General features: G+C 58.2%; 22 protein-coding genes. 14 read left to right on the plus strand and 8 right to left on the minus strand.

All coding sequences use genetic code 11. The features are described from left to right. Nucleotides 1-30: 30 nt before the first annotated feature. Entirely contained in the window at nt 31-618 is a 588-nt protein-coding gene (locus ACZ5Q2_RS09760; RefSeq protein ID WP_061331595.1) for a YceI family protein, read from the plus strand. Nucleotides 619-651: 33 nt separating this feature from the next. On the opposite strand, the gene ACZ5Q2_RS09765 is transcribed toward ACZ5Q2_RS09760, so the two are convergent. Both ACZ5Q2_RS09765 and ACZ5Q2_RS09770 read right to left on the minus strand, forming a co-directional pair. Next, nucleotides 652-2,289, minus strand: coding sequence for a methyl-accepting chemotaxis protein (locus ACZ5Q2_RS09765; protein ID WP_061331594.1), 1,638 nt, complete (start codon nt 2,287-2,289; stop codon nt 652-654). Between the two features lie 113 nt (nt 2,290-2,402). Then, a complete protein-coding gene (locus ACZ5Q2_RS09770) occupies nt 2,403-2,639 on the minus strand; it encodes a hypothetical protein (protein ID WP_061331593.1) in 237 nt (78 codons plus the stop codon). Between the two features lie 220 nt (nt 2,640-2,859). Between ACZ5Q2_RS09770 and parC the strand changes: the two genes are divergently transcribed. Beyond that, nucleotides 2,860-5,166: a DNA topoisomerase IV subunit A gene (gene parC / locus ACZ5Q2_RS09775; protein WP_061331592.1), complete on the plus strand. Its 2,307-nt coding sequence runs from the start codon at nt 2,860-2,862 to the stop codon at nt 5,164-5,166. Continuing rightward, nucleotides 5,159-6,391, plus strand: coding sequence for a phosphoserine phosphatase SerB (serB, locus tag ACZ5Q2_RS09780; protein ID WP_061331591.1), 1,233 nt, complete (start codon nt 5,159-5,161; stop codon nt 6,389-6,391). Before parC ends, serB begins: the two co-directional genes overlap by 8 nt. 63 nt (nt 6,392-6,454) lie before the next feature. Here the strand turns inward: serB and ACZ5Q2_RS09785 are convergent, their stop codons facing one another. From ACZ5Q2_RS09785 to epmB, 3 genes are all read right to left on the minus strand, one after another. Beyond that, nucleotides 6,455-8,539, minus strand: a complete 2,085-nt coding sequence (locus tag ACZ5Q2_RS09785) for an EAL domain-containing response regulator (protein ID WP_420194288.1) — start codon at nt 8,537-8,539, stop codon at nt 6,455-6,457. Nucleotides 8,540-8,648: 109 nt separating this feature from the next. After that, nucleotides 8,649-10,460: a hypothetical protein gene (locus ACZ5Q2_RS09790; RefSeq protein ID WP_058092085.1), complete on the minus strand. Its 1,812-nt coding sequence runs from the start codon at nt 10,458-10,460 to the stop codon at nt 8,649-8,651. A gap of 178 nt (nt 10,461-10,638) precedes the next feature. After that, on the minus strand, nt 10,639-11,742 hold the full coding sequence (epmB, locus tag ACZ5Q2_RS09795; protein ID WP_061331589.1) for an EF-P beta-lysylation protein EpmB: 1,104 nt from the start codon (nt 11,740-11,742) through the stop codon (nt 10,639-10,641). A gap of 45 nt (nt 11,743-11,787) precedes the next feature. Here epmB and efp point away from each other — a divergent pair, with 45 nt between their 5' ends. Both efp and epmA read left to right on the plus strand, forming a co-directional pair. Further along, nucleotides 11,788-12,363, plus strand: coding sequence for an elongation factor P (gene efp / locus ACZ5Q2_RS09800; RefSeq protein ID WP_058092083.1), 576 nt, complete (start codon nt 11,788-11,790; stop codon nt 12,361-12,363). 7 nt (nt 12,364-12,370) lie between these two features. Next, nucleotides 12,371-13,342, plus strand: a complete 972-nt coding sequence (gene epmA / locus ACZ5Q2_RS09805; RefSeq protein WP_061331588.1) for an EF-P lysine aminoacylase EpmA — start codon at nt 12,371-12,373, stop codon at nt 13,340-13,342. Nucleotides 13,343-13,350: 8 nt separating this feature from the next. Here epmA and asd read toward each other — a convergent pair whose 3' ends face one another. Beyond that, complete coding sequence (gene asd / locus ACZ5Q2_RS09810; RefSeq protein ID WP_061331587.1) at nt 13,351-14,217, minus strand: archaetidylserine decarboxylase; 867 nt, start codon at nt 14,215-14,217, stop codon at nt 13,351-13,353. A gap of 187 nt (nt 14,218-14,404) precedes the next feature. On the opposite strand from asd, the gene motA reads away from it, so the two are divergent. Both motA and motB read left to right on the plus strand, forming a co-directional pair. Next, nucleotides 14,405-15,256 carry a flagellar motor stator protein MotA gene (motA, locus tag ACZ5Q2_RS09815; protein WP_061331586.1) on the plus strand — a complete coding sequence of 284 codons (852 nt, stop codon included), beginning with the start codon at nt 14,405-14,407 and terminating at the stop codon, nt 15,254-15,256. Between the two features lie 32 nt (nt 15,257-15,288). Next, nucleotides 15,289-16,248, plus strand: coding sequence for a flagellar motor protein MotB (motB, locus tag ACZ5Q2_RS09820; RefSeq protein ID WP_061331585.1), 960 nt, complete (start codon nt 15,289-15,291; stop codon nt 16,246-16,248). Nucleotides 16,249-16,281: 33 nt separating this feature from the next. Here motB and rsgA read toward each other — a convergent pair whose 3' ends face one another. Further along, the gene (gene rsgA / locus ACZ5Q2_RS09825) at nt 16,282-17,337 is read right to left on the minus strand and encodes a small ribosomal subunit biogenesis GTPase RsgA (protein ID WP_061331584.1); all 1,056 of its coding nucleotides are present in this window, start codon (nt 17,335-17,337) and stop codon (nt 16,282-16,284) included. A 419-nt stretch (nt 17,338-17,756) separates the two neighbouring features. Here rsgA and orn point away from each other — a divergent pair, with 419 nt between their 5' ends. Continuing rightward, complete coding sequence (gene orn, locus ACZ5Q2_RS09830; protein WP_058092077.1) at nt 17,757-18,299, plus strand: oligoribonuclease; 543 nt, start codon at nt 17,757-17,759, stop codon at nt 18,297-18,299. Here orn and queG read toward each other — a convergent pair. Further along, nucleotides 18,289-19,383: a tRNA epoxyqueuosine(34) reductase QueG gene (gene queG, locus ACZ5Q2_RS09835; protein WP_061331582.1), complete on the minus strand. Its 1,095-nt coding sequence runs from the start codon at nt 19,381-19,383 to the stop codon at nt 18,289-18,291. The two genes, orn and queG, sit on opposite strands and share 11 nt — an antisense overlap. A 131-nt stretch (nt 19,384-19,514) precedes the next feature. Between queG and ACZ5Q2_RS09840 the strand changes: the two genes are divergently transcribed. From ACZ5Q2_RS09840 to hfq, 6 genes are read left to right on the plus strand one after another with little or no spacing between them, the layout of a single operon-like run. Then, on the plus strand, nt 19,515-21,077 hold the full coding sequence (locus tag ACZ5Q2_RS09840; protein WP_432210204.1) for an NAD(P)H-hydrate dehydratase: 1,563 nt from the start codon (nt 19,515-19,517) through the stop codon (nt 21,075-21,077). Then, complete coding sequence (gene tsaE, locus ACZ5Q2_RS09845) at nt 21,074-21,571, plus strand: tRNA (adenosine(37)-N6)-threonylcarbamoyltransferase complex ATPase subunit type 1 TsaE (protein WP_058092074.1); 498 nt, start codon at nt 21,074-21,076, stop codon at nt 21,569-21,571. Before ACZ5Q2_RS09840 ends, tsaE begins: the two co-directional genes overlap by 4 nt. Beyond that, nucleotides 21,568-22,899 carry an N-acetylmuramoyl-L-alanine amidase gene (locus ACZ5Q2_RS09850; protein ID WP_061331580.1) on the plus strand — a complete coding sequence of 444 codons (1,332 nt, stop codon included), beginning with the start codon at nt 21,568-21,570 and terminating at the stop codon, nt 22,897-22,899. Before tsaE ends, ACZ5Q2_RS09850 begins: the two co-directional genes overlap by 4 nt. Before the next feature lie 20 nt (nt 22,900-22,919). After that, nucleotides 22,920-24,815 carry a DNA mismatch repair endonuclease MutL gene (mutL, locus tag ACZ5Q2_RS09855; protein WP_061331579.1) on the plus strand — a complete coding sequence of 632 codons (1,896 nt, stop codon included), beginning with the start codon at nt 22,920-22,922 and terminating at the stop codon, nt 24,813-24,815. Nucleotides 24,816-24,822: 7 nt separating this feature from the next. Then, nucleotides 24,823-25,869, plus strand: a complete 1,047-nt coding sequence (gene miaA, locus ACZ5Q2_RS09860; RefSeq protein WP_061331578.1) for a tRNA (adenosine(37)-N6)-dimethylallyltransferase MiaA — start codon at nt 24,823-24,825, stop codon at nt 25,867-25,869. Between the two features lie 34 nt (nt 25,870-25,903). Then, nucleotides 25,904-26,155, plus strand: coding sequence for an RNA chaperone Hfq (gene hfq / locus ACZ5Q2_RS09865; RefSeq protein ID WP_058092070.1), 252 nt, complete (start codon nt 25,904-25,906; stop codon nt 26,153-26,155). Nucleotides 26,156-26,211: the final 56 nt, after the last annotated feature.

The raw sequence follows: 26,211 nt of genomic DNA on the forward strand, positions 1-26,211 counted from the left end.
GATAACCATGACTCACTCAGGGAGAAGACCATGAAAAAACTCTTGCTCGCATCCGCCGTTTCAGTGGCACTGATTGGCACTGCCAATGCCAATGCCAGCGAACACAGCGGCACCTATGCCTTTGATAAAGAGGGCGCCCACCAGTTCATCACCTTCAAGATTTCCCATCTTGGCTACAGCTGGCTGTATGGCCGGTTCAACGACTTCGACGGCGAATTTGTCTACGACGCCGAGAACCCGGAGAACAGCACGGTCACCGTTACAATCGACACGGCCAGTGTGGACTCCAACCACGCCGAGCGCGACAAGCATTTGCGCAGCAAGGACTTTCTGCACGTGAGTGAGTTCCCGCAGGCCACCTTCAAAAGCAAGCGGGTGGTTGTGGATGACGACGGCGAGGCTGATATCATCGGCGACTTCACCCTGCGCGGCGTGACCCGTGAGATCACCCTGGAAGCCGAAATGCTTGGCCACGGTGAAGACCCCTGGGGCGGCTACCGTATGGGCTTTGAGGCCGAGACCGAATTTCGTCTGAAGGATTTCGGTATTCCGATGGATCTGGGTGAAGCCTCTGAAACCGTTGAAATCAAGATCTCCATCGAAGGCATTCGTCAGTAATCCTGATTGAAACCTCTGTCTCAGGTTCCGGGGTTAAACCCGGAACCTGCCTGTCTGTTGCTCCAGTTCTGAAGCATAGTCCTTAAGTGACTCGCTGATCCCATCGATGGCACGAGAGCGCTCAGCGCTGGCCGCGGCCAGGTCGTTAATGTCGGTAATGCTGCGATTGATCTCGTCCACAACCTGGGTTTGTTCTTCGGTGGCCGATGCCACGCTGGTGTTTACATCGGTGATATTGGAGATCGCCTCCACAATGGCTTGCAGTTCCCGCTCCGCTTCGGTGGCCAGTTTTTCTGTCTCAGCTGCTTCTTTACTGCCGGTTTCCATCACATTGACCACATCCGAAACGCCAGTCTGCAGTGCTGTGATCATGGTCTGAATATCCTCGGTGGACTGTTGTGTGCGTTGGGCGAGCGTTCGCACCTCATCCGCCACCACCGCAAAGCCCCGGCCTTGCTCACCGGCTCTTGCGGCTTCAATGGCAGCGTTCAGGGCCAGCAGGTTGGTTTGTTCGGCGATACCGCGAATCACATCCAGAACCGAGGTGATGTTGTCAGAATCATCAGACAGCTTGCGGATCACACCAACGGCCTTGGAGATCTGGGCTGCCAGCCGGTGCACCTGCCTGGATGAATTCCGGATGATTTCGGCACTGTTCTGCCCCTTGAGGTCTGCTTCCCGGGTGATCTCGGCCGCCCTTGAGGCATTCCCGGCAACTTCTTCGATCGCGCTTTGCATTTCATTGATGGCTGTTGCCACCATGGAAATCGAATCGGTCTGGCGGGTAACGCCCTCGTTGTTGTCCCGCGCCGCAGACGCCAGTTCAGTAGCGCCCTGTCCCAGATCCCGGCTCAGGGTCTGTATTGAGCCGATCATGCCCTGAAGGTTCTCCAGTACCTGATTGAAACTCCTGGCCAGTTGCCCCAGATCGTCCTCCACGGCCACCGGTATTCGTTGGGTCAGATCGCCTTCACCCTGGGCAATGTTGTCGAGCTGGCTGCGCAAGGCCTGAATGGATCGGATGATCAGTCTCAGGAAAATCAGAAAAAGGGCAACGCTGATAACGATGGCCGCGACCGTTATCACGGTAATGGTCACCGTGCTGGAAGTGCCTTCGGCGCGGGCTTCGGCATAGCGACTCTGGGCCTGTTCATCCGCATGGCCTTCGGCCCTGTCGTAGAATGCCCGTAGCCGCTGGAAGAGCCCGAGGGTTTCTGTGGCGGCAAGGTTTCTGGCTTGTGTTCCGTCCCCCCGCTCTGCCAGTGCCAGAACCTGGCGCGCAGAGCGCTCCCATTGGTCAAAGGCCTGGTCAAAGCCCCCGGTCACAGAGCTGATCCCTGTGCCCCGTAGCCGCGCTACGCTGTCGGTAAAACGTCGACGGGCCTGTTCAACATTTTCCTCAAAATCTGCGACGGCGTCTGTTGTATTCTCTCCGTTCAGGGTCTGGTCGACCACCATCATCTGCGCGACCAGGGCCTGATACAGGTCGCGGTCACCGTTGAGGATTTCGGCAACGGAAGGCAGGAAGGTGACGGCAATATCTTCGGTGCTTTCCACCAGGTTTTTGGCTGTCAGCATGCCGTATCCACCGGAGACAACCAATGCCAGAGCGGTGATGAAAAAGGGCAGGGCGATCTTGGTGCGCAACCCCAGATTGTTTAAAGCGTTCATTCAGCCTCCAGATTATTGTTGTTGCTCTAGAGGCTAAGCGTAGCAGGGGGTGGGGCGTTGTCACCCTGAACATGAGGGTGGAATCTTGATTTAGCTTAGGATTTGATGACGAATCAGGGTTGTTGCACGTTGCCGGATTGTTCACTGGTTCGGCACAGATGCCGTTGGCGCCAGAACTGGGCGATAAAGATGACAACGCCAATGACCAGACCGGCCCAAAGGTAAGGCTCCGGCATCTGGAATGATCCACTGATGGCGAATTCCACCAGCAGCATCAGCGCGACGGCCAGGGTGGCGTTCACCAAGGCTGTCACCAGGGCGTGCCCGCAGGCTTTGAGATTGGGTTTCATAGGTTTCCGCTTGTCAGGGGATAAAACGGCTTTCTATTCACTGTGGCGAGAATACGGTGCACCTTACAGACTCTCCATGCGGGAATTCCGCTATTGGAAATTGGTGTATCGTTGCTTGCGTCCATATAATGTGCGCCACATTGCCCGGTGTTTGTGCCGGGTTATCGGGGCTGCATCAAAGCCGCATTTCAAAACAGGCAGTTAAGGCAAAGAGGCATCTATGCCAGAGTTTCAGACAACGGATGAAGGTTTCGAAAGGGTATCGCTACGGGATTATACCGAGAAGGCCTACCTCGACTACTCCATGTACGTGATCCTGGACCGTGCATTGCCCAACGTAGGGGATGGGCTCAAGCCGGTGCAGCGTCGGATTGTTTATGCCATGTCGGAGCTGGGGCTGAAATCCACCTCCAAGTACAAGAAATCTGCCCGTACCGTTGGTGATGTGCTGGGTAAGTTCCACCCCCATGGTGACAGCGCCTGCTATGAAGCCATGGTGCTGATGGCGCAGCCGTTCTCCTATCGCTACCCGTTGGTGGATGGTCAAGGTAACTGGGGCTCGCCGGACGACCCGAAATCGTTCGCCGCCATGCGTTACACCGAATCCCGCTTGGCTGCCTTTGCCGATGTTCTTCTGGGTGAGTTGGGGCAGGGAACCGTGGACTGGGCGCCGAACTTTGATGGCACCATGGAGGAGCCGTCCGTTCTGCCAGCCCGGTTGCCTCATGTCCTGCTGAACGGCACCACCGGCATTGCCGTGGGCATGGCCACCGATATTCCGCCGCACAACGTGCGAGAGGTCACCGCCGCCTGCATTCGCTTGCTGGATGACCCGGAAGCCACCGTTGACCAGCTCTGTGAACACATCAAGGGGCCGGATTTTCCCACCTATGCGGAAATTATTACCCCCCGCAAGGATCTGAGGCAGATCTATGAAACCGGCCGCGGCTCTCTGCGTATGAGAGCGCGCTGGGTTCGTGAAAGTGGCGAGATCGTGATTACCGATCTGCCACATCAGGTATCCGGTAACCGGGTGCTGGAGCAGATTGCCCAGCAGATGCAGGGCAAGAAACTGCCCATGGTGGCGGACCTGCGTGACGAATCCGACCATGAGAACCCCACTCGTCTGGTGATCGTGCCCCGGTCCAACCGGGTGGATCTGGATGGTTTGATGGCGCACCTGTTTGCCAGCACCGATCTGGAGAAAACCTACCGGGTCAATATCAATGTGATCGGTAACGATGGCCGCCCAGGTGTAAAAGGGCTTCACCAGATCCTGACCGAGTGGCTGGCGTTCCGAAAGAATACCGTTACCCGCCGTCTGCAACACCGTTTGGACAAGGTTCTGGCCCGGTTACACCTTCTCGAAGGCTTGTTGATTGCCTACCTCAACATCGACGAGGTGATTGAGATCATTCGTACCGAAGACAAGCCCAAGGCCGTACTGATGTCCCGGTTTGACCTGTCGGCCGACCAGGCGGAAGCCATTCTTGAGCTGAAACTGCGCCACCTGGCAAAACTCGAGGAAATGAAAATCCGTGGTGAGCAGGACGAGCTGGCCGCGGAACGGGACGAACTGCAAGCTATTCTGGGCTCGGAAGACCGCCTGCGCGAGCTGATCAAGACCGAACTGCAGCAGGATGCCGAAACCTACGGTGATGATCGCCGTTCTCCGATCGTCGCCCGTGAAGAAGCCAAGGCCTTCAGTGAGATTGACCTGGTGTCCAACGACCCGGTCACTGTGGTGCTGTCGGAGAAAGGCTGGGTGCGGGCTGCCAAGGGGCACGACATTGATCCGTCCGGGCTCAGTTACAAGTCTGGCGACCGCTTTGCTTTGGCTGCCAGGGGCAGAAACAATCAGCAGGCCATCTTCCTCGACAGCACTGGGCGTGCCTATGCGCTCATGGCTCACAGTCTGCCGTCTGCCCGAGGGCAGGGCGAGCCTCTTACCGGCCGGATCAACCCACCGTCCGGGGCGACCTTCTCTGGGCTGCTGATGGGAAATCCGGAGCGTAAAGCGCTGCTGGTCACCGACGGCGGCTATGGTTTCGTGACCTCGTTGAACGACATGATCAGCAAGAATCGAGCTGGCAAGGCGGTGGTGTCTGTGCCCAAAGGGGCCCGAATCATGCCCCCTGTGCTGATCCCAGAGACAGCAACAACCCTTTACCTGGCGGCTATATCCAACGAGGGGCGGATGCTGGTGTTCCCGCTCAGCGAATTGCCGGAACTGGCCAAGGGTAAGGGTAACAAAATCATCAGCATTCCCTCTGCCCGCGTTCAGAATCGTGAGGAGTATGTGGTGGCTGCCGCTGTCTTCGGTGAAGAAGACCAACTGGAGGTGAAGGCCGGCAAACGCAAACTGGGTCTGCGTTTTGCAGATCTGGAGCATTATCTTGGTGAGCGTGGCCGGCGTGGTCACAAATTGCCCAGAGGGCTCCAGCGGGTAGACGGCATTGATGTGATTCCGTCTGCGGCCCGTGCCCAGGAAGAAGCTCAGGACGTGGAGGGCGCCGACAGTGAGTGAGCTGGTTCTGGTAAATGTGTCCGGGCGAGATAAGCCCGGATTGACCTCGGAGATCACCGGGATCATGGGGCAGTACGATGTCCGGATTCTGGATATTGGCCAGGCGGTGATTCACGACCACCTGACCTGGGGCATACTGATCGAGATCCCGGATGAGTCGAAATCGTCCCCGGTGATCCGTGACGTTCTTTTTCGACTGCATGCCCTGGACCTTCAGGTGCGCTTTGCCCCCATCACGGTGGAGGAATACCAGGCATGGGCCGAAGGGCGTAACCGTGCCTGCTACATCGTTACCCTGCTATCCCGTGACATCAAGGCCGAACAGATTGCCCGGGTATCGGCCATTACGGCCCGGCATGGGCTGAACATTGACAACATTACCCGCCTTTCTGCACGCCCGTCGCTCAATCAGGGGGAGAACCGCATTGCCTGTGTCGAGTTTTCGGTGCGGGGGACGCCGTCAGACCTGGAACAACTTCGGGCGGACTTCCTGCATATTGCCGGTGAGATGAACGTGGATATCGCCTTCCAGGAAGATTCCATTTTCCGGCGAAACCGTCGGCTGGTGGTGTTCGATATGGACTCCACGCTGATTGAGGCCGAGGTGATCGATGAGCTGGCCCATGAGGCCGGCGTGGGCGAGCAGGTTGCGGAAATAACCGAGCGTGCCATGCAAGGTGAGCTGGACTTCAGCCAGAGCTTTGCCGAGCGGCTGGCGCTGCTCAAAGGCCTGGATGAGTCGGTGCTTGAAAGTATTGCCGGTCGGCTGCGTATGACAGAGGGGGCTGAGCACCTGATCCGAAGCCTGAAAGCGCTGGGCTACCGCACCGCGATTCTCTCTGGCGGCTTTACCTACTTTGCCCGCCACCTGCAGCAGAAACTGGGCATTGACTACGTGTATGCCAACGAACTGGACATTGTCGACGGCAAGGTGACCGGCCAGGTCAAAGGCCAGATTGTGGATGGCAAGCGCAAAGCCGAGCTGCTGCTCGAGATTGCCGAAAAAGAGCATATCTCAAGGGAGCAGGTCATCGCCGTGGGTGATGGTGCCAACGACTTGCCGATGCTGAGCCAGGCGGGCCTGGGCGTGGCCTTCCGTGCCAAGCCGCTGGTCAAGGAATCGGCCCGGCACTCCATTTCCACCCTGGGCCTGGACGCCATTCTGTACCTGATCGGTTTTCGCGAAAGTGATACCAATCAGACCCTCCAGAACAGCAGCCTGTGAATGCAAAAAGGGCGAGGTTCTGACACCTCGCCCCTTTTTCCTCTATCCGGAATTGGCGTCCGGTCAGTGGTCCCCGAAGTCGTAGTTCATCTCCGGTACCGGTGCCTGCAGGTAATAACCCTGGATATAGTTCACCCCGGCCTGCCACAGCGTTGCCAGTACACTGGCGTTCTCTACCAGCGGTATGATGGTGAGCTTGCCGGCATTCTGCAGGCTCTTGACCATTTCCTTGACCTGCTCCTTGGCTTCATCGCTCTTCTGGATTTCTTCCGTGAAGGAGCCGTCAATCTTCACGTAGTCGGCGTCAATGTGCTTGAGCGTGTTGAACGGATTCAGGGCGCAGCCAAACTGGGCAATGGATACCTTACTGTGAAGTTCGTGTACCGCTTTGGTGAACTCCTTGGCTTGCTTCATGTAGTTGTTGGCATCGCCTTCGCGGATCTGGAAAATCAGTGAGTCTCCCGGCAGGCGAGCCGCCTTGAGGGCAACGCTGAGCCAGGGCGTAAAGGTTTTGTCCTGCAGTGTCTCGGCGGTGATGTTCAGGAACAGCCTGGTGTCATGACCCCGTGACCGGTGGCTTGCCAGCTGTTTGATGGTTTGCAGGATCACCCAGCGGTCAATCTTGATGGCCGTATCGCTCGGCCCCATGGGGGGCAGGAAGTCGTAGGGAGAGACTTCCTCGTTGTCTTTGTCGAGCATGCGAACGAAGGCCTCGTAATGCTCTTCGCCCTCACCCCGCAGGTTGATGATAGGCTGGAACAGCAGCCGGAAGCGGTTGTCGTCCAGGGCCTTGAGGATAGCCTCAACCGAGTTGCTTTCATCCAGGCTTTCGTACTGGGCGGGATTATAGACCACGATCCCGTTACCACGTTCATGGCCCTCGAGCTTCTTCACCTCGGCGGAGGCGGTATGGGCACGCCCCATCAGTTCCTCTGCCTTGGGCGAATTCTCCGTGATCGCGGCTATGCCGATGGACACTGTCAGCGGTACTGTCTTGCCGTTGATGTCGAACAGATGATCTTCAACCGCTTTGCGGACCCGCTCAGCAATGCCTTCCATATGTTTCTCATCGCAGGGCAGGCACATCAGGCAGAAGGCATCATCGCTCAGCCTGGCCAGCGTCACTTCCTCGCCGGCCTGTTCTTTTAGCAGCGAGGCCAGATCACCCAGCAACAGATCGGCACCGGCGATACCGACCTGGCCCTTCATGCTTATGAAGTTGTCCAGGGCGATGTAGGCCAGGGCGCCGGTCTGGTTGTTCTTGCCGGCATTGGCAATGGCCTGGGCCAGAGCGTCCATCAGGTATTGACGGTTATACAGGCCCGTAAGCAGATCCTGGCTGCTGATCTGTTTGAGCTTTTCTTCCAGCTCTGCATCGCTGTGTTCCGGCTGCAAGACAATCTGCGTGCAGGCTTCGCCATCATAGGTGGCGGCAGAGACAGACATGGTTACGTTCAATTCCTGATCGTCGCTGCGGCGTGCGGTACAGTTCAGGGTCATGCCGTCCTTGCCATCATCGGCAAAGGCCTTCATGAAGTCTTTGTACTTGTCCTGGCTTTCCGGGGTCAGGGTATCGAGAACCGGGATGCAGATAAGGTCGTCAATGTCGTCGTAGCCCAGGAACTCCATGTAGGACTGGTTGGCGTAGATGTGCATGCCATCGTTGATGTAGGCGATGGCGTCCTTGGAGCTTTCCAGAAGCAGCTGGCAGCGCTGTTCGGCCTCACGCAGGTGGGACTCCAGAACCCGACGACGGCGGCGCTCTTCCAGGGCGGCCAATTCGCGTTTCACCACCAGCACGAGCAGATCCTTGTACTCGAACGGCACAACATCCTGCCCGCCGGCCCGGATAATGTTCACCGTTCTTTCCCGGCTGACTTCCTCGGTCAGGAGAACGAAGGGGATGTCCTTGTCCATGCGCTTGACCATGGCCAGGGCGTCATCCGGCCCGAACTCCTGCTCCAGGTCCCGGGCCAACAGTAGGTCCCAGTTACTGGTTTTCAGGGCTTCTTCCAGATCTTCTTCCGAGGTTATACGGTGTGCCCGGGTGGCCTTGCCCGAGTTGCGGAGCAGGCTGACCATGGATTCAGCATCATTTTGAGATGGATCAAGAATCAGCAGGTGTACGGTCGCGTTTTTTTTCTGCATTCGTAAGACTTCTCATGGATACGGTCACTTCCGCTGAATGATGCAGGGGTTGGCGATCAATAACAACCCTGGCAGTAGCCGTGGTTCACAGTCTTTCCGACCTTTGGCGTTACAGTGATGGCCACAGGGAGTCGAATTCGTCTTCCGTGGCGCCGGGCGTTGATGGCGGGGCGCCATTCGGACTGGCCAGGGCCGCCGGATTCTGCAGTTTCAGTTCAAACTGGCTGATGCTGCCGGTGGCAGAGACCTTCTTGAGCAACTGCCCCTGATCTTCCCGGCCATCGTGCAGCAATGAGATGCGACTGCCACTCTGGAAGGGCAGTCTCGGGGTTATGAGGGTAGCGGCCTGATTAACCACACTGATCTCCGGCAGTAGCAGCCCCCGGAGGTATTCGCTGCTGTTGCCCACCTTCTGGATCAGCCTTACCCCGCACGGTGCGGCGCTTGGGGCCAGCAGCTCAATGCCGATCTGGGTGCCCTGATTCCGGACCTGACGCAGCCAGCGCACCACGGCGATACTCCAGGGGTGGGATTTCTGTTCACGTACCCCAAGAATCTCACCCGCCTGCAGCGAGGCCGGTACATTGGTTTCCCAGGCAACGCAGTAGCCACCCGGGCTGGTGTTGATCAGCAGTGCATGATGGGAGCGGGGGCGGCTCTTCTCCTGTCCCGTGGGTATGGCGGCCCCGGTACCCGACTTGAAGTTGATCGGTGCATCGGCCGCGTGCAGCCTGTCCTCACTTGGGCCCGCGTCGTGGGCTCCGGCCCAGGCGTCCGTGTTCCGGTTGGCATTGCGGATAAACCGGTTTTCCTGCTCGGGATCAATGGTTTCGTTGCCGTTCAGGAACTCGGCAAAGGTCTTTTCACCAGCTACGAAATAGTGGGTGGCCGTCAGGCCGACGCAGACCTCCAGCGTGCCCTGGCTGGAAATGCGGTTGAAATTCCGCTTGGCCAGAATACCCAGCGCCTGGCTGAGATGTGTCAGCAGGGTGTCGCTGATTTTGGGCGATACCTGTAGCCGCGTAGCATCTTTCTCGTGGCTGCGCCTGGCGTGCAGCACCTCGGCCAGCTGCGTGGAAAGATCTTTGGTGTCAAAACCGAAGCTTTCGTCCCCCGGTTTGTTTTCCAGCAAGCTCCGGTAGACTGGCGGGTTGTCCAGCTCCATGTTGATCACGAACAGGCTGTCAGTTCCAATGTCCGGGCCGCACTGGCAGAACTCGGTCCAGGACTCGAACAGCTCGTAAACCTGAGTCAACTCGGCCTGACGCAGTTGATTGGGGCGGGCGCAGCCCAGCAGGAGAATGCGTTTGTAGCTGTCGGCCACAGTACTGGCGCGGCGATGGGTCAGGGTGTCGTCATCGATTTCCAGTGCGGCCAGTTTGTTCCGATGCGCAAACCGGTACAGACGGTGGCACTCCAGCCAGCTCAGGGCCGGGCTTGGGCAGTAGAGCTGATGCGAACGGACAATCGTGGCGCCCAGCTCGGATATGGCGCGGTGAACGGCGGCGGCAACGTGGCGGCGATTTTTTTCCAGACCGCCGTTATCCAGATATTCCAGCACACACAGTTTATAGCCGCTGGCCAGGTGCAACTGGAGGGCCTGGGCCAGGTTGGCAATCTTGCGCTGCTTCTCGGGCAGGGCGATGGCCAGGCCCAGAAAGTGGCGTGACAACTCGTTGCAGACAAAATGAATTTTCTCGCGAACCAGCTCAAGGAACTGCATTCGTTGCTGCGGCGCCAGAAACAGGTGGTTCAGTTCAATAATCGCATGGTAAAGCTGGCGGGATGCCTCACCGATGTTGGCCATCGGTAGCTGGTCAATCCACAGACGAAAGGCCTTGGGTGTCGTATCGCAAAACGACAGGCTTGCGGTTTTCTGTTCAGGAACCTTCAGTTCAGGTTTCAGAATATTGCCTTCCATGATCTCACGCCAGTGTTTGAGTCGCTTTGAGTATGTATCGACCGAAAGTGTCGAAAATACATGCTTTTATTGTCTTTACCTATAGAACTTTAAGATAGCAAACCAATAACAAAAAGCGAGAAGATCATGAGTTGACAATCTTTGACAAGTGTAAGTGGGACCGCTTTTGCGACATGTCTCACGTTACGCTGATGTTGGCCTGATTATCGCCTGTGAAAATAGGGGTTTTACTGGTTTCCCCGGGCAGTTCCCTGACCAGCCTTGGAACCAGAAAGCCCGGCAGCCGCGTCATAAGCGCCCGAACCAGCGCTGCCGCCGCCTGGTCGCTGACATCAAAGTGATGGGCGCCGGCAACGGGATCAAACGCGTGCAGGTAGTAGGGCATAACGCCCGAATCAAACAGGTCTTCACTCAGCCGGGCCAGGATGCTGGCTGAGTCATTGACCCCTTTCAGGATCACGCTCTGGTTGAGCAGGGTCACCCCCACTTCGCGAAGGCGCGCAAAGGCTTTTCGTGTGTCTGAGTCTAGCTCTGCCGGGTGATTCACATGCACCACGAGGATTTTCTGAAGTGGCGAATTGCCAAGCCAGCCCAGCAGGGCGTCGCACACCCGTTGCGGAATAACGACCGGTAGCCGGCTGTGTATTCGCAGGCGCTTGATATGCGGTATGCCTGCCAGGGCTTCGGCCCATTGCGCCAGTAGCCGATCATTCACTGCCAGTGGATCACCACCGCTGAAGATCACTTCGTTAATTTCGGGGGCGGCATTCAGGGTCGCCAGAACCTGCTGGCGGTCGTCCGGACCGAGCCGCTGGGATTCATAGGGGAAGTGGCGGCGAAAGCAGTAGCGACAGTTGATTGCACACTGGCCCGTTACCATCAGCAGTGCCCGGCTCTGGTACTTGCGGATCAGCCCTGTGGTCTGGATGGCGTTGTTCTCTTGCAGCGGATCGCGCACATACCCTGCTTGTTGTCGCGATTCTTCCGCCAGCGGCAGTACCTGTCGCAACAGGGGATCATTGGGGTCACCCGGAGTCATTCGCCGTAGGAAGGGCTCGGGCACCCGCACGGGAAACAGGTGGTGGCCCGCGCTGGCACCCGTGAGCCAGGGCTCTGCCGGCAGCTTCAGACGCCCAAGCAGCTGCTCCGGGCAGGTAACGGATTCTGCCAGAATCTGTTGCCAGCCTTTAGCACAATTGTGGGGCTGTCGACGCGGTTCGGTAGCGATCAATGATGGCTCTTCGTTACGGGCTTCTATACGGGCAGGGGTTCGCTGTATCATAGCGACCTTTGAAATTTTAACGACAGTCTGTCAGGTGGACATTTCATGGCTTCATATTCTACCAACGAATTTCGCAGCGGTCTCAAAGTTTTGCTGGATGGCGACCCCTGTATCATGCTGGAGAACGAGTTCGTCAAGCCCGGTAAGGGGCAGGCGTTCAACCGCGTTAAACTGCGTAACCTGATGACCAACCGGGTCTGGGAGCGTACGTTCAAATCCGGCGAGAGCCTGGAAGCCGCGGACGTGATGGACCAGGACATGGAATACCTGTACACCGACGGTGAGTTCTGGCATTTCATGCTGACCGACGGCTCGTTCGAACAGTACGCTGCCGATGCCAAGGCCGTGGGCGACACTGTCAAATGGCTGAAAGAGCAGGATGTTTACACCGTGACCCTGTACAACGGCGCGCCGCTGACGGTCACACCGCCAAACTTTGTTGAGCTGGAAGTGGTGGATACCGACCCGGGCATGAAGGGAGATACCGCCCAGGGCGGCTCCAAGCCGGCGACACTGTCGACCGGTGCCGTGGTGAACGTGCCTTTGTTCATCACCATTGGTGAGGTGTTGAAAGTAGACACCCGCTCTGGCGAGTACGTTAACCGCGTCAAGAGCAGCTGATCCGACAATGACCGATCAGCCTGTCTGGCAGCCTTCTGCCTCGCGGGAGCATCTGAAAAGCCGTGCACAACAGCTAGCCTGGGTGCGCGGCTTTTTTGCAGAGCGGGGTGTTTTGGAGGTCGAAACGCCGGTGCTCGGACGGCATGGCGTCACCGATATCAACCTCGACGGTATCGCGGCGGCCGTCAACGCTGCCGGAGTTTCTGGCGGCTGGTTGCAGACCTCCCCTGAATATCACATGAAACGCCTGCTGGCGGCGGGCTCGGGATGTATCTATCAGATTGCCCGGGTGTTTCGTAATGGCGAGCGTGGTAGCCGCCATAACCCCGAATTTTCGTTGCTGGAATGGTACCGGGTGGGCCTGGACGACACGGCGATGATGGCCGAAGTGGCTGACCTGGTGTGTGGCTGGCTGGGATGTGATCGCCCGGATGTGCTGACCTACCGTGAGGCCCAGCAAACGCTAGCCGGCATCGATCCGATGGCCATCACGGATCACGACCTGTACCAGTACTGTCAGCAATGGCTGGAGCCGGAGCAGTTGGCCGGCATGGGGCGTGATGATTGCCTGGACCTGGTGATGAGCTTCAAGGTTGAGCCGTTGTTGGGGCGGGGCCGGCCGGTGTTCATTACCCGGTATCCGGCTAGCCAGGCAGCATTGGCCAGGGTTGTCTCAGACGACGATGGCTACCCGGTAGCGCATCGATTCGAGCTCTACATCGACGGGCTTGAGTTGTGCAACGGTTACTGGGAGCTGACCGATCCGGTTGAGCAGCGAGCCCGGTTCGAACAGGACAACCGGCGAAGAAAAGCCGCGGGCAAGCCGGAAATGGCGGTTGATCAGAGTTTTCTGGCAGCCCTGGACGCCGGGCTGCCCGAGTGTTCCGGTGTGGCCCTGGGGTTGGACCGCTTGCTGATGCTGAAAACCGGGGCTGAGCGGATAGAAGGCGTGCTGGCGTTTCCGGTCGAGCGGGCCTGAGCCAGGTCTCAGGTGTTGTTGCTGCCTACCCTGCCAAACGCTTCGCCCATGCGCACGCTTTTGCCAGGAACCTGATTGGCATCCCAGGTTACCGCGCCCTTGGGCATTGCCAGGACAACCGTGGAGCCCAGGCGGAACCGGCCCATTTCCTCACCTTTCTCAAAACTGATCGCATCTTCGCCCCGATAAACCCAGCGGGTTATCTGTGCAGGTTCCGGCGCAATTACGCCGGCCCAGGTGGTTTCCATGCTGCCTACGATCATCGCACCCACCAGAACCAGGGCCATGGGACCTGCCTCGGTATCGAAAATGCAGACAACACGTTCATTTCTGGCGAACAGGTTGGGAACATGCGCTGCGGTAACCGGGTTCACCGAAAAGAACTTGCCCGGAACATAGACCATCTCCCGCAGTGTGCCGGCCATGGGCATATGAATGCGGTGATAGTCTTTGGGCGACAGGTAAATGGTACTGAACTCCCCGTGGCGGAACGGCTCAGCCCGGCTGTCGTCACCGCCGAGGATTTCCGTCAGGCCGAAGGACTGGCCCTTGGCCTGGAAAACTCTGTCGTTACTGATCTGTCCGAGTTGGCTGATGGTACCGTCGACCGGACTGACAAATACATCGCTGCCTTCCGCCACAGTGCGCACGCCGGGTTTGAGGGCGCGGGTAAAAAACGCATTGAACGATGGATAGACGGTAGGGTCTGACTCAGCTGCCTCGCTCATGTTTACGCCGTAGCGGCCGATAAACCAGTTAACAACGCGGTTTTTCAGGGCCGGGGCGCTCGTGCTGTCTGCCAGGCGACCTGCCAGGCGAGAGACAGCGCGTTGGGGCGTAATGTATTGGCTCAGTACGAACAGTTTGTCAAACATCAATAAGTCTCGGTAAGAACAGAGGCGGCAGTGTAACAAAAGCGGCCCCGTGTATAGAAATTGTTTCACGCCTTCGCTGTTCGTTCAGAGCCTTGCTATTATCAGGGCACAGCTCGCCCCGGTCGGGGTGGAGAACCCGTGACTGACCTCGGTCGTTAACGAGATAACAAAAGGCGTATATCTTTTCATGCTGCTGATTATTGGTGCGGTGATAGTTGTTGCGAGTGTGCTGGGCGGATACGTGCTGCACGGTGGTCATTTGATGGTGCTGTGGCAGCCGACCGAGATCTTGATCATCGGCGGCGCGGCGGTTGGGTCATTCATCATTGCCAACCCCATGCACACGGTGAAAGAGGTAGGGCAGGGTTTCATGCGGTTGCTGACCGGCTCGCCGTTCAACAAATCCTACTATATGGATTTGCTCAGCCTGCTATATGAAGTGTTCGACAAATCTCGCAAGCAGGGGGTCATGGCAATTGAGGAGGACATCGACAACCCGGAAAACAGCCAGATCTTCACCCGTTACCCGGCCATCATGAAATCCCGCGATCTTCTGGATTTCATCACCGACTACCTTCGCATTATCAGTTCCGGCAACATGGCGCCCCATGAGCTGGAAGGCATGATGGAAAACGAGATCGATAGTCGTCAGCATGAGCTGGAAGAGCCCGCTCACGCGGTCAACAAGATTGCCGACGCCTTGCCGGGCCTTGGTATCGTGGCGGCGGTACTGGGTATTGTCATCACCATGAACTTTCTCACCGAGGGGCCCGAGAAAATCGGCCTGAGTGTGGCAGCGGCTCTGGTCGGTACGTTCTTGGGTATCTGGATGGGTTATGGCTTTGTCGGCCCCATGTCGATTTCCATGGAACACTCAGCCAAGTACGAGCTGAAGGCTTATGAATGTGTGAAATCGGCTATCGTTGCGACGGTGTCTGGTCAGGCGCCCCAGATGGCCATTGAATTCGGCCGCAAGTCGTTACCCACGGATAAACGACCTGGTTTCCAGGAACTCAACGACCACGTTCGTTCGAAGTGACGAGCTGCGTCCCAATCGCCCGGAGTTGAGTTGTGGAAGAACAGCCGATCATCATCAAACGCAAGAAAAAAGTGGTCGGGGGCCATCACGGTGGCTCCTGGAAGGTGGCCTTTGCAGACTTTGCCACCGCCATGATGGCGTTCTTTCTGGTTCTCTGGCTTACGGCCACAGCGTCTCCCGAACAGAAACTGGCGGTTGAGGGGTATTTCAAAGACCCTGTCGGTTTCATGGAAGGCGGTGCTCGCAGCCCGGTGGACCTGGGGGGTAGTGCATCGGTTATCAACGAAGCGACCCAGGACATCGAATCAAGCCCTGTCCAGATCCAGGACGAAGTGGTTGACCAACTGGCTGACACGCTCGAACAGCGTCGCATGGAACAGCTGTTCCAGGAGCTCCAGGAGCGGATTGAGCAAAGCGAGACCTTGCAGGAATTCAAGGATCAATTGCTGATCGACATCACCGATGAGGGGCTGAGAATCCAGATTGTCGATCGCTCTGGCCGCCCGATGTTCGACAGTGGGCGTGCTGAACTCAAATACTATTCCCAGGACATTCTGTTTGAGCTGGCTCGAACTCTCGGTTCGGTCAATAACAAACTCAGCATTACCGGACACACCGACGCCACGCCATTTGTTGGCCGGCCCGGTTATACCAACTGGGAGCTGTCGGCAGACCGTGCCAACACGGCCCGGCGAGCCCTGGTTGCCGGCGGCGTGCGTCTTCAGCAGATTGCCCGGGTGGTGGGGCTGAGTGATTCTGTATTGTTTGACAAGGAAAACCCGACAGCCCCGGTGAACCGCAGGATCTCGATCATCGTGCTCAACAAAAAAGCCGCTGACAGTATTGAAACCGGCGCGGGCAGGTCAGATCAGCCGTTGATTGACCTCACTCAGCCGACGGAAGAACAGCAGCAGGAAGCGAGAGAGCAACTGGAGCGGGGAGACTGGTTCGAGGAGCGGCCGGAACCGGCGCCCGGAGAGTTGAACTGGTAACGTTCCGCTGGCGCCGTGCGCGGGGCTGTTGCCTCAGGTGATTCTCAGCCCCCGGGACTGTTGTTCTGCCATATCTTGCAGAATCCGGTGAAAACTCTTCAGCCGTTCCCTCGACACCGTTCCGGCCTCTGCTGCCGCATCAAGCGCGCAGCCGGGGTCTCCCATGTGGCGGCAGTTGCGAAACTTGCAAAGCCCGATCAGCGGCCGAATTTCCCGGAAACCATACTCCACTTCCTGTGGGGTCATGTGCCACAAACCGAACTCCCGAATCCCTGGAGAATCAATCAGGTCGCCGCCGCCCGGCAGGTGAAACAGCTTCGCCGTGGTGGTGGTGTGTACGCCTTTGCCGGTACTTTCGGATACCGCGCCCACTCGGAGTAGTTCATCCGGCAGCAAGGTCTGGATGATGGATGACTTGCCCACCCCCGACTGGCCCACGAAAACGCTGGTTTTGTCCCGGACCAGTGACTCCACCTCTGGCGCAGGCTGCCCGGCGCAGGCAGTGGCAGAGGTACGCTCCACCTGGTACCCAAGCGCTTCATAGCGACCCAGCAGCGCATCAATCTGGGCCCGGTTCTGGTCGGTAATAAGATCGGTCTTGTTCAGCAGGATAACCGCCGGAATGTCGGAGCTTTCCGAGGCCACCAGGTAGCGGTCGATAAGGTTGTCGTGAGGCTCCGGTTCCGGTGCAATCACCAGGATAATATGATCGATATTCGCCGCCACTGGCTTCAAGGCGCCGAAGTTATCCGGCCGCTGCAGCAGGTTGTTGCGCTCACAGCGGGCTACGATCACCCCGGTCTCGCTTTTCCCGGGCCGCCACACCACCCGGTCACCGGTCACCAGGTTGTCGATGTTGGCTCGAACAAAGCACCGGAAAACACGCCCGGTGTCGTCACCTTCCAGCGCTTCGATATCCAGTTGCTGGCCATAGTGGGCAATCACCAGGCCTTCCTGTTCAGGCCCCAGTTCGCCGGCTTCAGCTTGCGCTTCCACGGCTTTTTCCTTGCGGTTCAGCCGTTCGGTGCGTTCCTTCTGGATTTTCTCGATGCGCCACTGTTGGCGTTTGTTCAGTTTTCTCTTGGCCATCGGCTCTCAAATGTTCCGGGAAAGTGGTGTGACACATGATACGTGAATCATGGACAATGGGCAGAGTTTCTAAACTTTGCACATGGCCGTCTGGATCCCGACTTGGGTGCAGGTGCCGGCCGGGGACACCTTTCCGGGAGACGCTACGAGCACATCCCTGTGCGCTTGACTGAAGCCATTCATGGCTTCAGACACTCCCGGAAAGGTGTCCCCGGCCAGCACCCCGATCTACAAAGTGGGTTTCAATTCGACATGCGGCCAGCAATAAGCATGGATGTGGAGGTGTGGTGTGGCTTTTCGGAAATTTCGAAGGCCATGGATGGCCTGAGAGAAGCGCACATGGATGTGCTCGTAGCGGTTTCCGAAAAGCCACACCACACCTCCACCAGCACCCAAACTAAACCGCATAGGAATATATAATGCCCAACCACAACCGTTTAGTGTGGATAGACCTAGAGATGACCGGCCTGGATCCGGAGAAAGAGCGGATCATCGAAATGGCCACGATAATTACCGATTCAGAATTGAACCTGGTGGCTGAAGGCCCGGTAATTGCCATTCACCAGCCAGACAGCCTGCTGGATGCCATGGACGAATGGTGCACCAACACCCATGGCGCCAGCGGCCTGACCCAGCGGGTGAAAGATAGCAAAACCTCCGAAGCCGAAGCGGAGCAAGAAACCCTGGCCTTCCTGAAACAGTACCTGTCCGCCGGCGAATCACCGCTGTGTGGTAACAGCATCGGCCAGGATCGCCGCTTTCTGGTGAAGTATATGCCCGAGCTGGAAGCCTTCTTCCATTATCGTAACCTGGATGTCTCCACCATCAAGGAACTCGCCCGCCGCTGGCGCCCGGATGTACTTGATGGCGTGAAAAAGAAAGGCAGCCACCTGGCCCTGGACGACATTCGCGATTCCATCGACGAACTTCGCCACTACCGGGAGACCTTTTTCAAGCTGTAATGCCGTGCTGCTGTAGCGCCCAGGCCACATGCTCCCGCACCAGCGCGGAAGAGTGGTCGGCCCGCTGTTTCAGTGCCTCGATCACCGGAATGGTGCTCGGGGCGTTGCCCAGCCCGACCGCCAGGTTGCGTAGCCAGTTTTCATAACCGGTTCGGCGGATGGCCGAGCCTTCGGTACGTTTCAGGAACTCGTCTTCTGTCCACAGAAACAGCTCGGCCAGGGTGCTATTGTCCAGGCCGTGCCGGGGTTGAAAGTCGTTTTCCCGGGTCGGTTTGTTGAATTTGTTCCAGGGGCAGACCAGTTGGCAGTCGTCGCAGCCGAATACCCGATTGCCCATCTTTGACCGCAGCTCTTCCGGAATGGGCCCCTTGAGTTCAATGGTGAGATAGCTGATGCAGCGGCGGGCATCCAGTAAGTGAGCGCCAACGAAGGCGTCGGTAGGGCATACCTCCAGGCAGGCGGAGCAGGAGCCACAATGCTGGCTGTCAAAGGCTTCGTCCACCGGCAGCGGAGCGCTGGTAAAGATTTCACCCAGAAAGAAGAATGAACCGGCTTTGGGGTGAATCAGCATGTTGTTCTTGCCAATCCAGCCCAGCCCAGCCCGCTGGGCGAGCCCGCGTTCCAGAACCGGTGCGCTGTCTACGAAGGCTCGGTAGTCGTAGCCGCTGACCGCGGAATCAATCTTTGCCGCCAGGGTGGCCAGCCGTTTGCGCATCAGTTTGTGGTAATCCCGGCCCAGAGCGTAACGAGTCACGTAGGCGGTTTCGCGGTTAGTCAGTACCTGCTTCGGATTGTCCGGAGCGGGCAGGTAATCCATCCGTACTGAGATAACGCGGGTGGTACCGGGCACCAGTGAGTCGGGGGTGTAGCGTTTGTCGCCGTGGTCTGCCATATACGCCATGTCGCCATGGTAGCCGGCTTTCAGCCACTGTTGCAGGCGTTCGGCGTGGGGCCCGGTATCAGCGCAGGTGATACCGGCGTCGGCAAAGCCGAGCTCGCTGGCCCAGGCCCGGATCTGGTCGGGCAGGGCATGCAGTGCCTCATGTTCGGGCCGCTCGGAGCGGAGCTCTGGGTTTGACGTCATGGGAGAAGTCGGCTGTGTAACCTGCGAAGATTTAATTTGATTAAGTTATGACCTTTTTCCCTGTTTTGCTATTCTTTACAGGTATCTGGCCAGTTTTCTTAAACCGGTTTCTTTAGCTGGAGCTTTGGCGAATGCCAATACGCAATGCAAGCAGTCTACCAGAAGCGCTCTACTCCGCCGACTCGGTGCGAGCAATTGACCGCTACCTGATTGATCAGCAAGGCGTTGATGGCTTTGAGTTGATGCAGGCCGCTGCCCGGGCGGCCTTTCGCCAGTTGTTGCGTCACTGGCCTGTCCCCGGGTCGATTCTGGTGCTTTGCGGTGCTGGTAACAACGGCGGCGATGGCTACTTGGTGGCTGCGAATGCTCACAGGCATGGCATCGCCGCCCGGTGCATTGCGGTAGCACCGACGGGTAAGTTGGCCGGGGACGCACTTAACGCGCTGAACCGGGCCCGTGCGGAAGGTGTCAGTGTTGAAGATATCGGCGAACTGGGCGAAGACGGATTGGAAAAACATCTGTCGTCTGCAACCCTGGTGGTGGATGCGATGCTGGGTACAGGAGTGACGGGTTCGCCCCGGGAGCCCTTTGCAGGTGTGATTCGGCGGGTTAATGAATCGGGTTTGCCGGTATTGGCGGTGGATTTGCCGTCCGGCCTGAATGCCACAACAGGCTCTTCAGTGGGTGATGTGATTCAGGCCAAGGTAACGGTGACTTTCATTGGCGCCAAGGCTGGCTTGTACACGGGTGCCGGTGCCGGTGTTTGCGGTGAGGTAGTGTTTGAGGCTCTTGATACCGGCCACGATATCTCTGGCAGTGGCCAGCCGCCGCTTGCCCGCTTGCAGTCCTGGGCCCAGTGCAAGGAACAGCTGCCTGTCCGTCCGTTTGATGCCCACAAGGGGCGTTTTGGCCACGTGTTGGTGGTTGCCGGTGACCGGGGTTTTGGTGGCGCCGGTATCATGGCGGCCGAGGCGGCGTCCCGGGCCGGGGCCGGTTTGGTTACCCTGGCTACCCGCCCGGAACATGTTACGGCCGCGCTTGCCCGCTGCCCGTCGTTGATGGTGCACGGGTTGATCCATGGCTCAGAATTGCCGCCATTATTGGCCAGGGCCGATGTGGTGGTGTGTGGTCCTGGCACGGGTAAACTGGCCTGGGGGCAGCAGATGCTGCAACAGGTTGAACAAAGCGGGCTGCCGCGGGTGTTGGATGCCGACGCGCTCAATCTGATGGCCGGGCGAGTGCCCGTGGTGTCTGATAGCCATATACTGACGCCACACCCCGGCGAGGCGGCGCGGTTGTTGGGTTGTGATGTCGCTGACGTTGAGGCGGACCGGGTGTCTGCAGCCCGCCGGCTGCAAACCATGCTGGGCGGGGTGGTGTTGCTGAAAGGCGCGGGTACCGTTATCGCCAGTGGCTCGGCACTTCCGGTGATTGTTCCTGGTGGTAATCCGGGCCTGGCGACCGGGGGCATGGGCGATGTTTTATCCGGCATCGCCGGCGCGTTGCTGGCACAGCTGAAGGACCCCCAGCAGGCCACGACAATGGCTGCGGCTCTGCATCTGGCCGCGGCGGACCAGGCGGTGCAGACTTATGGCTATATGGGGCTGACGCCCACGGATGTAATCAGCGCCTTGCCAAAGGTGCTGTGGGAAGCAGAAAAGGTGAACAGCCGTGACGACCAGGAGGCGTTATGAGCATTTTCGGCAATGAACGCCGGTTGTTTCTGGAGAGTGAAGCGGAAACAGAGCGCTTGGGCGGTGAGCTTGCCGGGCTGGTGAAGGCATCCGATCAGGGCATTGTGGTGTTCCTGGATGGCGATCTGGGCATGGGGAAAACCACTCTGAGCCGCGGTGTAATGAGAGGGCTCGGGCATGTGGGAGCGGTTAAAAGTCCAACGTATACCCTTGTGGAGCCCTATGAAGACCTGGACCCGCCGGTATACCATTTCGACCTTTACCGTCTGGGCGATCCCGAGGAGCTTGAGTACATGGGAATCCGCGATTACTTTTCGGGCGGCAGTTTCTGTCTGATTGAATGGCCGGAGCGGGGAGAGGGTGTTCTGCCAGAGCCAGATCTTGAAATCCACCTGGAACGGCAGGGAGAAGGCCGGTCGGTAGTACTGCGTGCCCGATCGGAGTTCGGCGCCTCCCTGTTGAATCAAATAGAGCTGATAGGGCCTGATTCATGAGACTTTTTCTGTGTTTGATGGTGGCTCTGGCGGCTAACCTCGCTCAGGCTGCTACCCAGATTGAAGGCGTGCGGCTCTGGCCCGCGCCTGACCACACGCGCCTCGTCCTTGATACTGCCGGTAGTGTGGAGCACAACGTGTTTGCGCTATCCGGGCCCTCGAGGTTGGTAATCGACTTGAAAAATACCTCCCTGAAAGCGGATTTCAGCAAAGTGGACCTCAGTGGCAGTCCGATTGAGCGGATCCGCAGCGCACCGCGCAATGGCAGCGACCTCAGAGTGGTACTCGATCTGAAAAGCGACATCAAGCCCCGCAGTTTCGTGTTGGAGCCCAATCAGCAATACGGGCACCGGCTGGTGGTCGACCTGATTGACGAGAAGGGCAGCCGTCTCGAACGGGCTGCCAGCCCCACGGTGACTCAGGATTCAGCCGGCAAGCGGGATATCATCATCGTGATCGACCCCGGCCACGGCGGTGAAGACCCAGGTGCGATAGGCCCCAGAGGTACCCGGGAAAAAGATGTTGTGCTCAGAATGTCCAAAACCCTGGCGGATCTGATCAACAAGCAGCCGGGCTTTACCGCCAAACTTACCCGCACCGGGGACTATTACATCGGGTTGCGCAATCGCACGTTGCTGGCGCGCAAGTACAACGCGGATCTGTTCGTCTCGGTGCATGCAGATGCCTTCAGAACACCTCAACCCAGTGGCGCATCGGTATTTGCCCTGTCCCAGCGGGGAGCGACCAGTGAAACCGCGCGCTGGCTGGCCCAGAGCGAGAATCGCTCTGATCTGATTGGCGGTGCTGGTGGCGTGTCTTTGGACGGTCGCGACGATATGCTGGCGGGTGTTCTGCTGGATCTCTCCATGACCGCCAGCATCAATGCCAGTCTCGGGGTGGGGAGCTCTGTGCTGGGGCAGTTGGGCGGTGTTGCCAAGTTGCACAAGCCCGGTGTTGAGCAGGCGGCCTTCGCGGTTCTGAAGTCTCCGGATATACCGTCAATACTGGTGGAAGCCGGGTTTATCTCGAACCCGAAAGAAGAGCAGAACCTGGCCACCGAGTGGTATCGCAATCGACTGGCCAACGCCATCATGGACGGTATTCACGAGTATTTTCAGCGAACGCCTCCACCGGGCACGCTATTGGCCTGGCAGAAGGAAAATCAGAAAGGTGGCGGGCAGGTTAGCCGGTACCGTATCCAGCGGGGTGACACCTTGTCTGGTGTGGCCCGGCAGAACCAGACCACCGTCAGCGAGTTAATGCGCTTTAACGGGATGACCGATGATCGTGTTATGGTAGGGCAAACCATTCGCATCCCCTCATCCTGATCAAGAGGTAGTTCCCGGATATGCCCCACATTCAGTTGCTATCGCCCCGGCTCGCCAACCAGATTGCTGCGGGCGAGGTGGTGGAGCGGCCTGCATCCGTCGTCAAAGAGTTAGTGGAAAACGCGCTGGATGCAGGTGCAAGCCGGGTTGATATTGAAGTGGAGCAGGGTGGCGTCAAGCTGATCCGGGTGCGTGATGATGGCTCGGGTATTGACGAAGCCGACCTGCCGCTGGCCCTCAGCCGCCATGCCACCAGTAAAATCCTGACCCTCGATGACCTGGAAGCTGTCGGTACATTAGGCTTTCGTGGTGAAGCCCTGGCCAGTATCAGTTCCGTCTCGCGCCTGGCACTCACGTCCCGCACCGAAGCCCAGGAAGCCGCTGCCCGAGTGGAGGTGGAAGGCCGGGATATGGATGCCCGTCTTTCTCCGGCCGCGCACCCGGTGGGAACCACCGTGGAAGTCCGTGACCTGTTCTTCAACACGCCAGCCCGGCGCAAGTTCCTGCGAACGGAAAAAACCGAATTCAATCATGTGGAAGAGTGTATTCGCCGGCAGGCCCTGAGCCGATTTGATGCTGGCTTTACCCTGCGCCACAACCAGCGTGTGGTGCAGAGCCTGCGGCCAGCAGAGTCGGAGGTCGACAAGGAGCGACGTATTGGTTCGCTGTGCGGACAGCAGTTTATAGACAACGCCGTTATTATTGACGCGGAAGCGACCGGCCTGCGGCTCTGGGGCTGGGTGGCATTGCCCACCTTCTCGCGCAGCCAGGCGGACCTGCAGTACTTCTTCGTGAATGGCCGGGTCATTCGGGATAAGCTGGTCGCCCATGCGGTGCGACAGGCCTACCGGGATGTGCTTTACAACAACCGCCACCCCGCCTTTGTGCTCTATCTGGAAGTGGATCCCGCCACCGTCGATGTCAACGTGCACCCCACCAAGCACGAGGTCCGGTTCCGGGATGGTCGGTTGGTCCATGATTTTATCTTCCGCACCCTGCACCGGGCTCTGGCTGATGTTCGCCCGGATGATCATTTGCGCGGTGCGGTCGCTCAGTCTTTCGGGCGCGAGCCAGAGGCAGTTGTTGCCAACCCCGCCGGTCATCCAGCTGGGATGGGGGCATCGCTCCCCGATCGGGCGCCGCCCGTAGCTGGTGGTTATGCCAACGGAGGCGGCTTTGGTGTTGGGTCGGCTTCCCAGCCGCAGCAGGAATGGAAGGCCAGTGACCAGATGGCGTTCTATCAATCCCTGAATGAGGGCGGGGGGGTTGCTTCCCGGCCTGACCATGCCAGCCAGCCGGTTGCGGTCACGCCTCCACGAGACACCGATGAAGAGCCGCCCCTGGGTTATGCCATCGCCCAGCTACATGGCATCTACATCCTTGCCCAGAGCCGGGCTGGCCTGATCGTTGTTGATATGCATGCTGCCCATGAGCGCATCACCTATGAGCGTATGAAGCACGCCCTGGCCGAGCAAGATCTGAAAAGCCAGCCCCTGCTGGTGCCGTTGTCACTGGCGGTAAGCCAGAAAGAGGCGGCGCTGGCGGAAACTCACGGTGAGGAGTTGCAGCACCTGGGGTTGCAAATTGAACGAATCGGCCCGGAGACCCTGGCTGTGCGACAGATTCCTGCGCTGCTGCGGGGCGCCGACACCGAACAACTGGTCCGGGACGTGCTGGCGGATCTGATTGAGCATGGGCAGAGCGACCGGGTAGAAGCCGTCACTCACGAATTGCTGGGCACTATGGCCTGCCATGGTTCTGTTCGGGCAAACCGGCAACTCACCATTCCGGAAATGAACTCGCTGTTACGTGACATGGAAGCCACCGAGCGAAGCGGCCAATGCAATCACGGCCGCCCCACCTGGACTCTGGTCACGCTGTCAGAACTCGACAAACTGTTCCTGAGGGGGCGTTAGTCACTCCATGTCGGACACTGAGCGTCAACCGGGGCATGCGCTGCCGCCGGCTATCTTTCTGATGGGGCCGACGGCTTCCGGCAAAACCGATATGGCCATCGCCCTCTGTGACATGCTCCCATGTGACATCATCAGTGTCGATTCCGCGATGATTTACCGGGGTATGGATATTGGTACCGCAAAACCTGATGCCGAAGAACTGGCCAGAGCACCTCATCGCCTGATCGACATCTGTGATCCTGCCGACAGCTATTCCGCTGCGGATTTTCGTCGTGATGCGCTTGCCGAGATGGCAGATATCACCCGCCGCGGCCGCATCCCGTTGTTGGTTGGCGGAACCATGATGTATTTCAAGGCATTGTTGCACGGTATGTCCGACTTGCCCTCCGCTAACCCGGAGTTGCGGGCGCGCATCGAGCAGGAGGCGGCAGAGCACGGTTGGGAGCACCTGCACCGGGAACTGACAAGCCTTGATCCCGTTGCCGCCGGGCTAATCCACCCAAATAACCGCCAGCGGCTGATGCGGGCACTGGAAGTTATTCGCCTGACGGGCAGACCCATTTCTGAAATCTGGCAGGCGCAATCGGGAACTTCTGAACAGGAGGCGGTGTCAGGTATTGAGGATTACACGTATTTTACCCGTTGGCAGGCAGACGAAACCCCGAGCCTGCCGTATACTGTTTTCCAGTTTGCCTTGGCTCCAGCCGAGCGTTCTGAGCTTCATCGGCGTATAGGGCTTCGTTTTCAGGCTATGCTTAATGCAGGGTTTCTGGACGAAGTCCGTGCACTGATGAAGCGGGGTGATCTCAGTCCTGACATGCCTTCGATGCGTTGCGTTGGCTATCGGCAGGCGTGGGATTACCTGACGGGTAGCTGTGATTACCAGACTTTCGTCGACAAGGGCGTGGCCGCCACCCGACAACTGGCAAAGCGGCAGCTGACCTGGTTGCGAAAATGGCCGAATGTTCACTGGCTGAACGCCGGTGATCCGCAAGTGGTGGTTAATGCCTTGAAAAAAAGCGGCCTTGGCACCACATTTAAATCAGAAAAATGACGATCTGCACTTACTTATAAACAGGAGAACTCACATGTCAAAAGGGCATTCTTTACAAGACCCTTACCTCAATGCATTGCGCAAGGAACGCATTCCGGTTTCTATCTTTCTGGTCAACGGCATCAAGCTGCAGGGCCAGATCGAATCCTTTGACCAGTTTGTTATTCTGCTGAAGAACACCGTCAGCCAGATGGTCTACAAGCATGCGATTTCCACTGTGGTCCCTGCTCGCAATGTGCGCCTTCCGCCGCAGAACCCGGCAGGTGAAGGTGAGTCTGAAGACTGATCTTTCCGGAGTTTCCGGTTTCTACACCCGCGTTCCAGGACAGCCCGAGAGCTCGA

This window comes from Marinobacter alkaliphilus, from assembly GCF_055394375.1.

Coding starts and splice junctions, on each gene's coding strand:
- motA (WP_061331586.1), top strand. CDS start 14,405: ATGCTGCTGATTATTGGTGCGGTGATAGTTGTTGCGAGTGTGCTGGGC.
- tsaE (WP_058092074.1), top strand. CDS start 21,074: ATGAGCATTTTCGGCAATGAACGCCGGTTGTTTCTGGAGAGTGAAGCG.
- parC (WP_061331592.1), top strand. CDS start 2,860: ATGCCAGAGTTTCAGACAACGGATGAAGGTTTCGAAAGGGTATCGCTA.
- ACZ5Q2_RS09840 (WP_432210204.1), top strand. CDS start 19,515: ATGCCAATACGCAATGCAAGCAGTCTACCAGAAGCGCTCTACTCCGCC.
- asd (WP_061331587.1), bottom strand. CDS start 14,217: ATGTTTGACAAACTGTTCGTACTGAGCCAATACATTACGCCCCAACGC.
- epmA (WP_061331588.1), top strand. CDS start 12,371: ATGACCGATCAGCCTGTCTGGCAGCCTTCTGCCTCGCGGGAGCATCTG.
- miaA (WP_061331578.1), top strand. CDS start 24,823: ATGTCGGACACTGAGCGTCAACCGGGGCATGCGCTGCCGCCGGCTATC.
- queG (WP_061331582.1), bottom strand. CDS start 19,383: ATGACGTCAAACCCAGAGCTCCGCTCCGAGCGGCCCGAACATGAGGCA.
- ACZ5Q2_RS09850 (WP_061331580.1), top strand. CDS start 21,568: ATGAGACTTTTTCTGTGTTTGATGGTGGCTCTGGCGGCTAACCTCGCT.
- epmB (WP_061331589.1), bottom strand. CDS start 11,742: ATGATACAGCGAACCCCTGCCCGTATAGAAGCCCGTAACGAAGAGCCA.
- orn (WP_058092077.1), top strand. CDS start 17,757: ATGCCCAACCACAACCGTTTAGTGTGGATAGACCTAGAGATGACCGGC.
- efp (WP_058092083.1), top strand. CDS start 11,788: ATGGCTTCATATTCTACCAACGAATTTCGCAGCGGTCTCAAAGTTTTG.
- ACZ5Q2_RS09785 (WP_420194288.1), bottom strand. CDS start 8,539: ATGCAGAAAAAAAACGCGACCGTACACCTGCTGATTCTTGATCCATCT.
- mutL (WP_061331579.1), top strand. CDS start 22,920: ATGCCCCACATTCAGTTGCTATCGCCCCGGCTCGCCAACCAGATTGCT.
- ACZ5Q2_RS09760 (WP_061331595.1), top strand. CDS start 31: ATGAAAAAACTCTTGCTCGCATCCGCCGTTTCAGTGGCACTGATTGGC.
- rsgA (WP_061331584.1), bottom strand. CDS start 17,337: ATGGCCAAGAGAAAACTGAACAAACGCCAACAGTGGCGCATCGAGAAA.
- hfq (WP_058092070.1), top strand. CDS start 25,904: ATGTCAAAAGGGCATTCTTTACAAGACCCTTACCTCAATGCATTGCGC.
- ACZ5Q2_RS09770 (WP_061331593.1), bottom strand. CDS start 2,639: ATGAAACCCAATCTCAAAGCCTGCGGGCACGCCCTGGTGACAGCCTTG.
- ACZ5Q2_RS09790 (WP_058092085.1), bottom strand. CDS start 10,460: ATGGAAGGCAATATTCTGAAACCTGAACTGAAGGTTCCTGAACAGAAA.
- ACZ5Q2_RS09765 (WP_061331594.1), bottom strand. CDS start 2,289: ATGAACGCTTTAAACAATCTGGGGTTGCGCACCAAGATCGCCCTGCCC.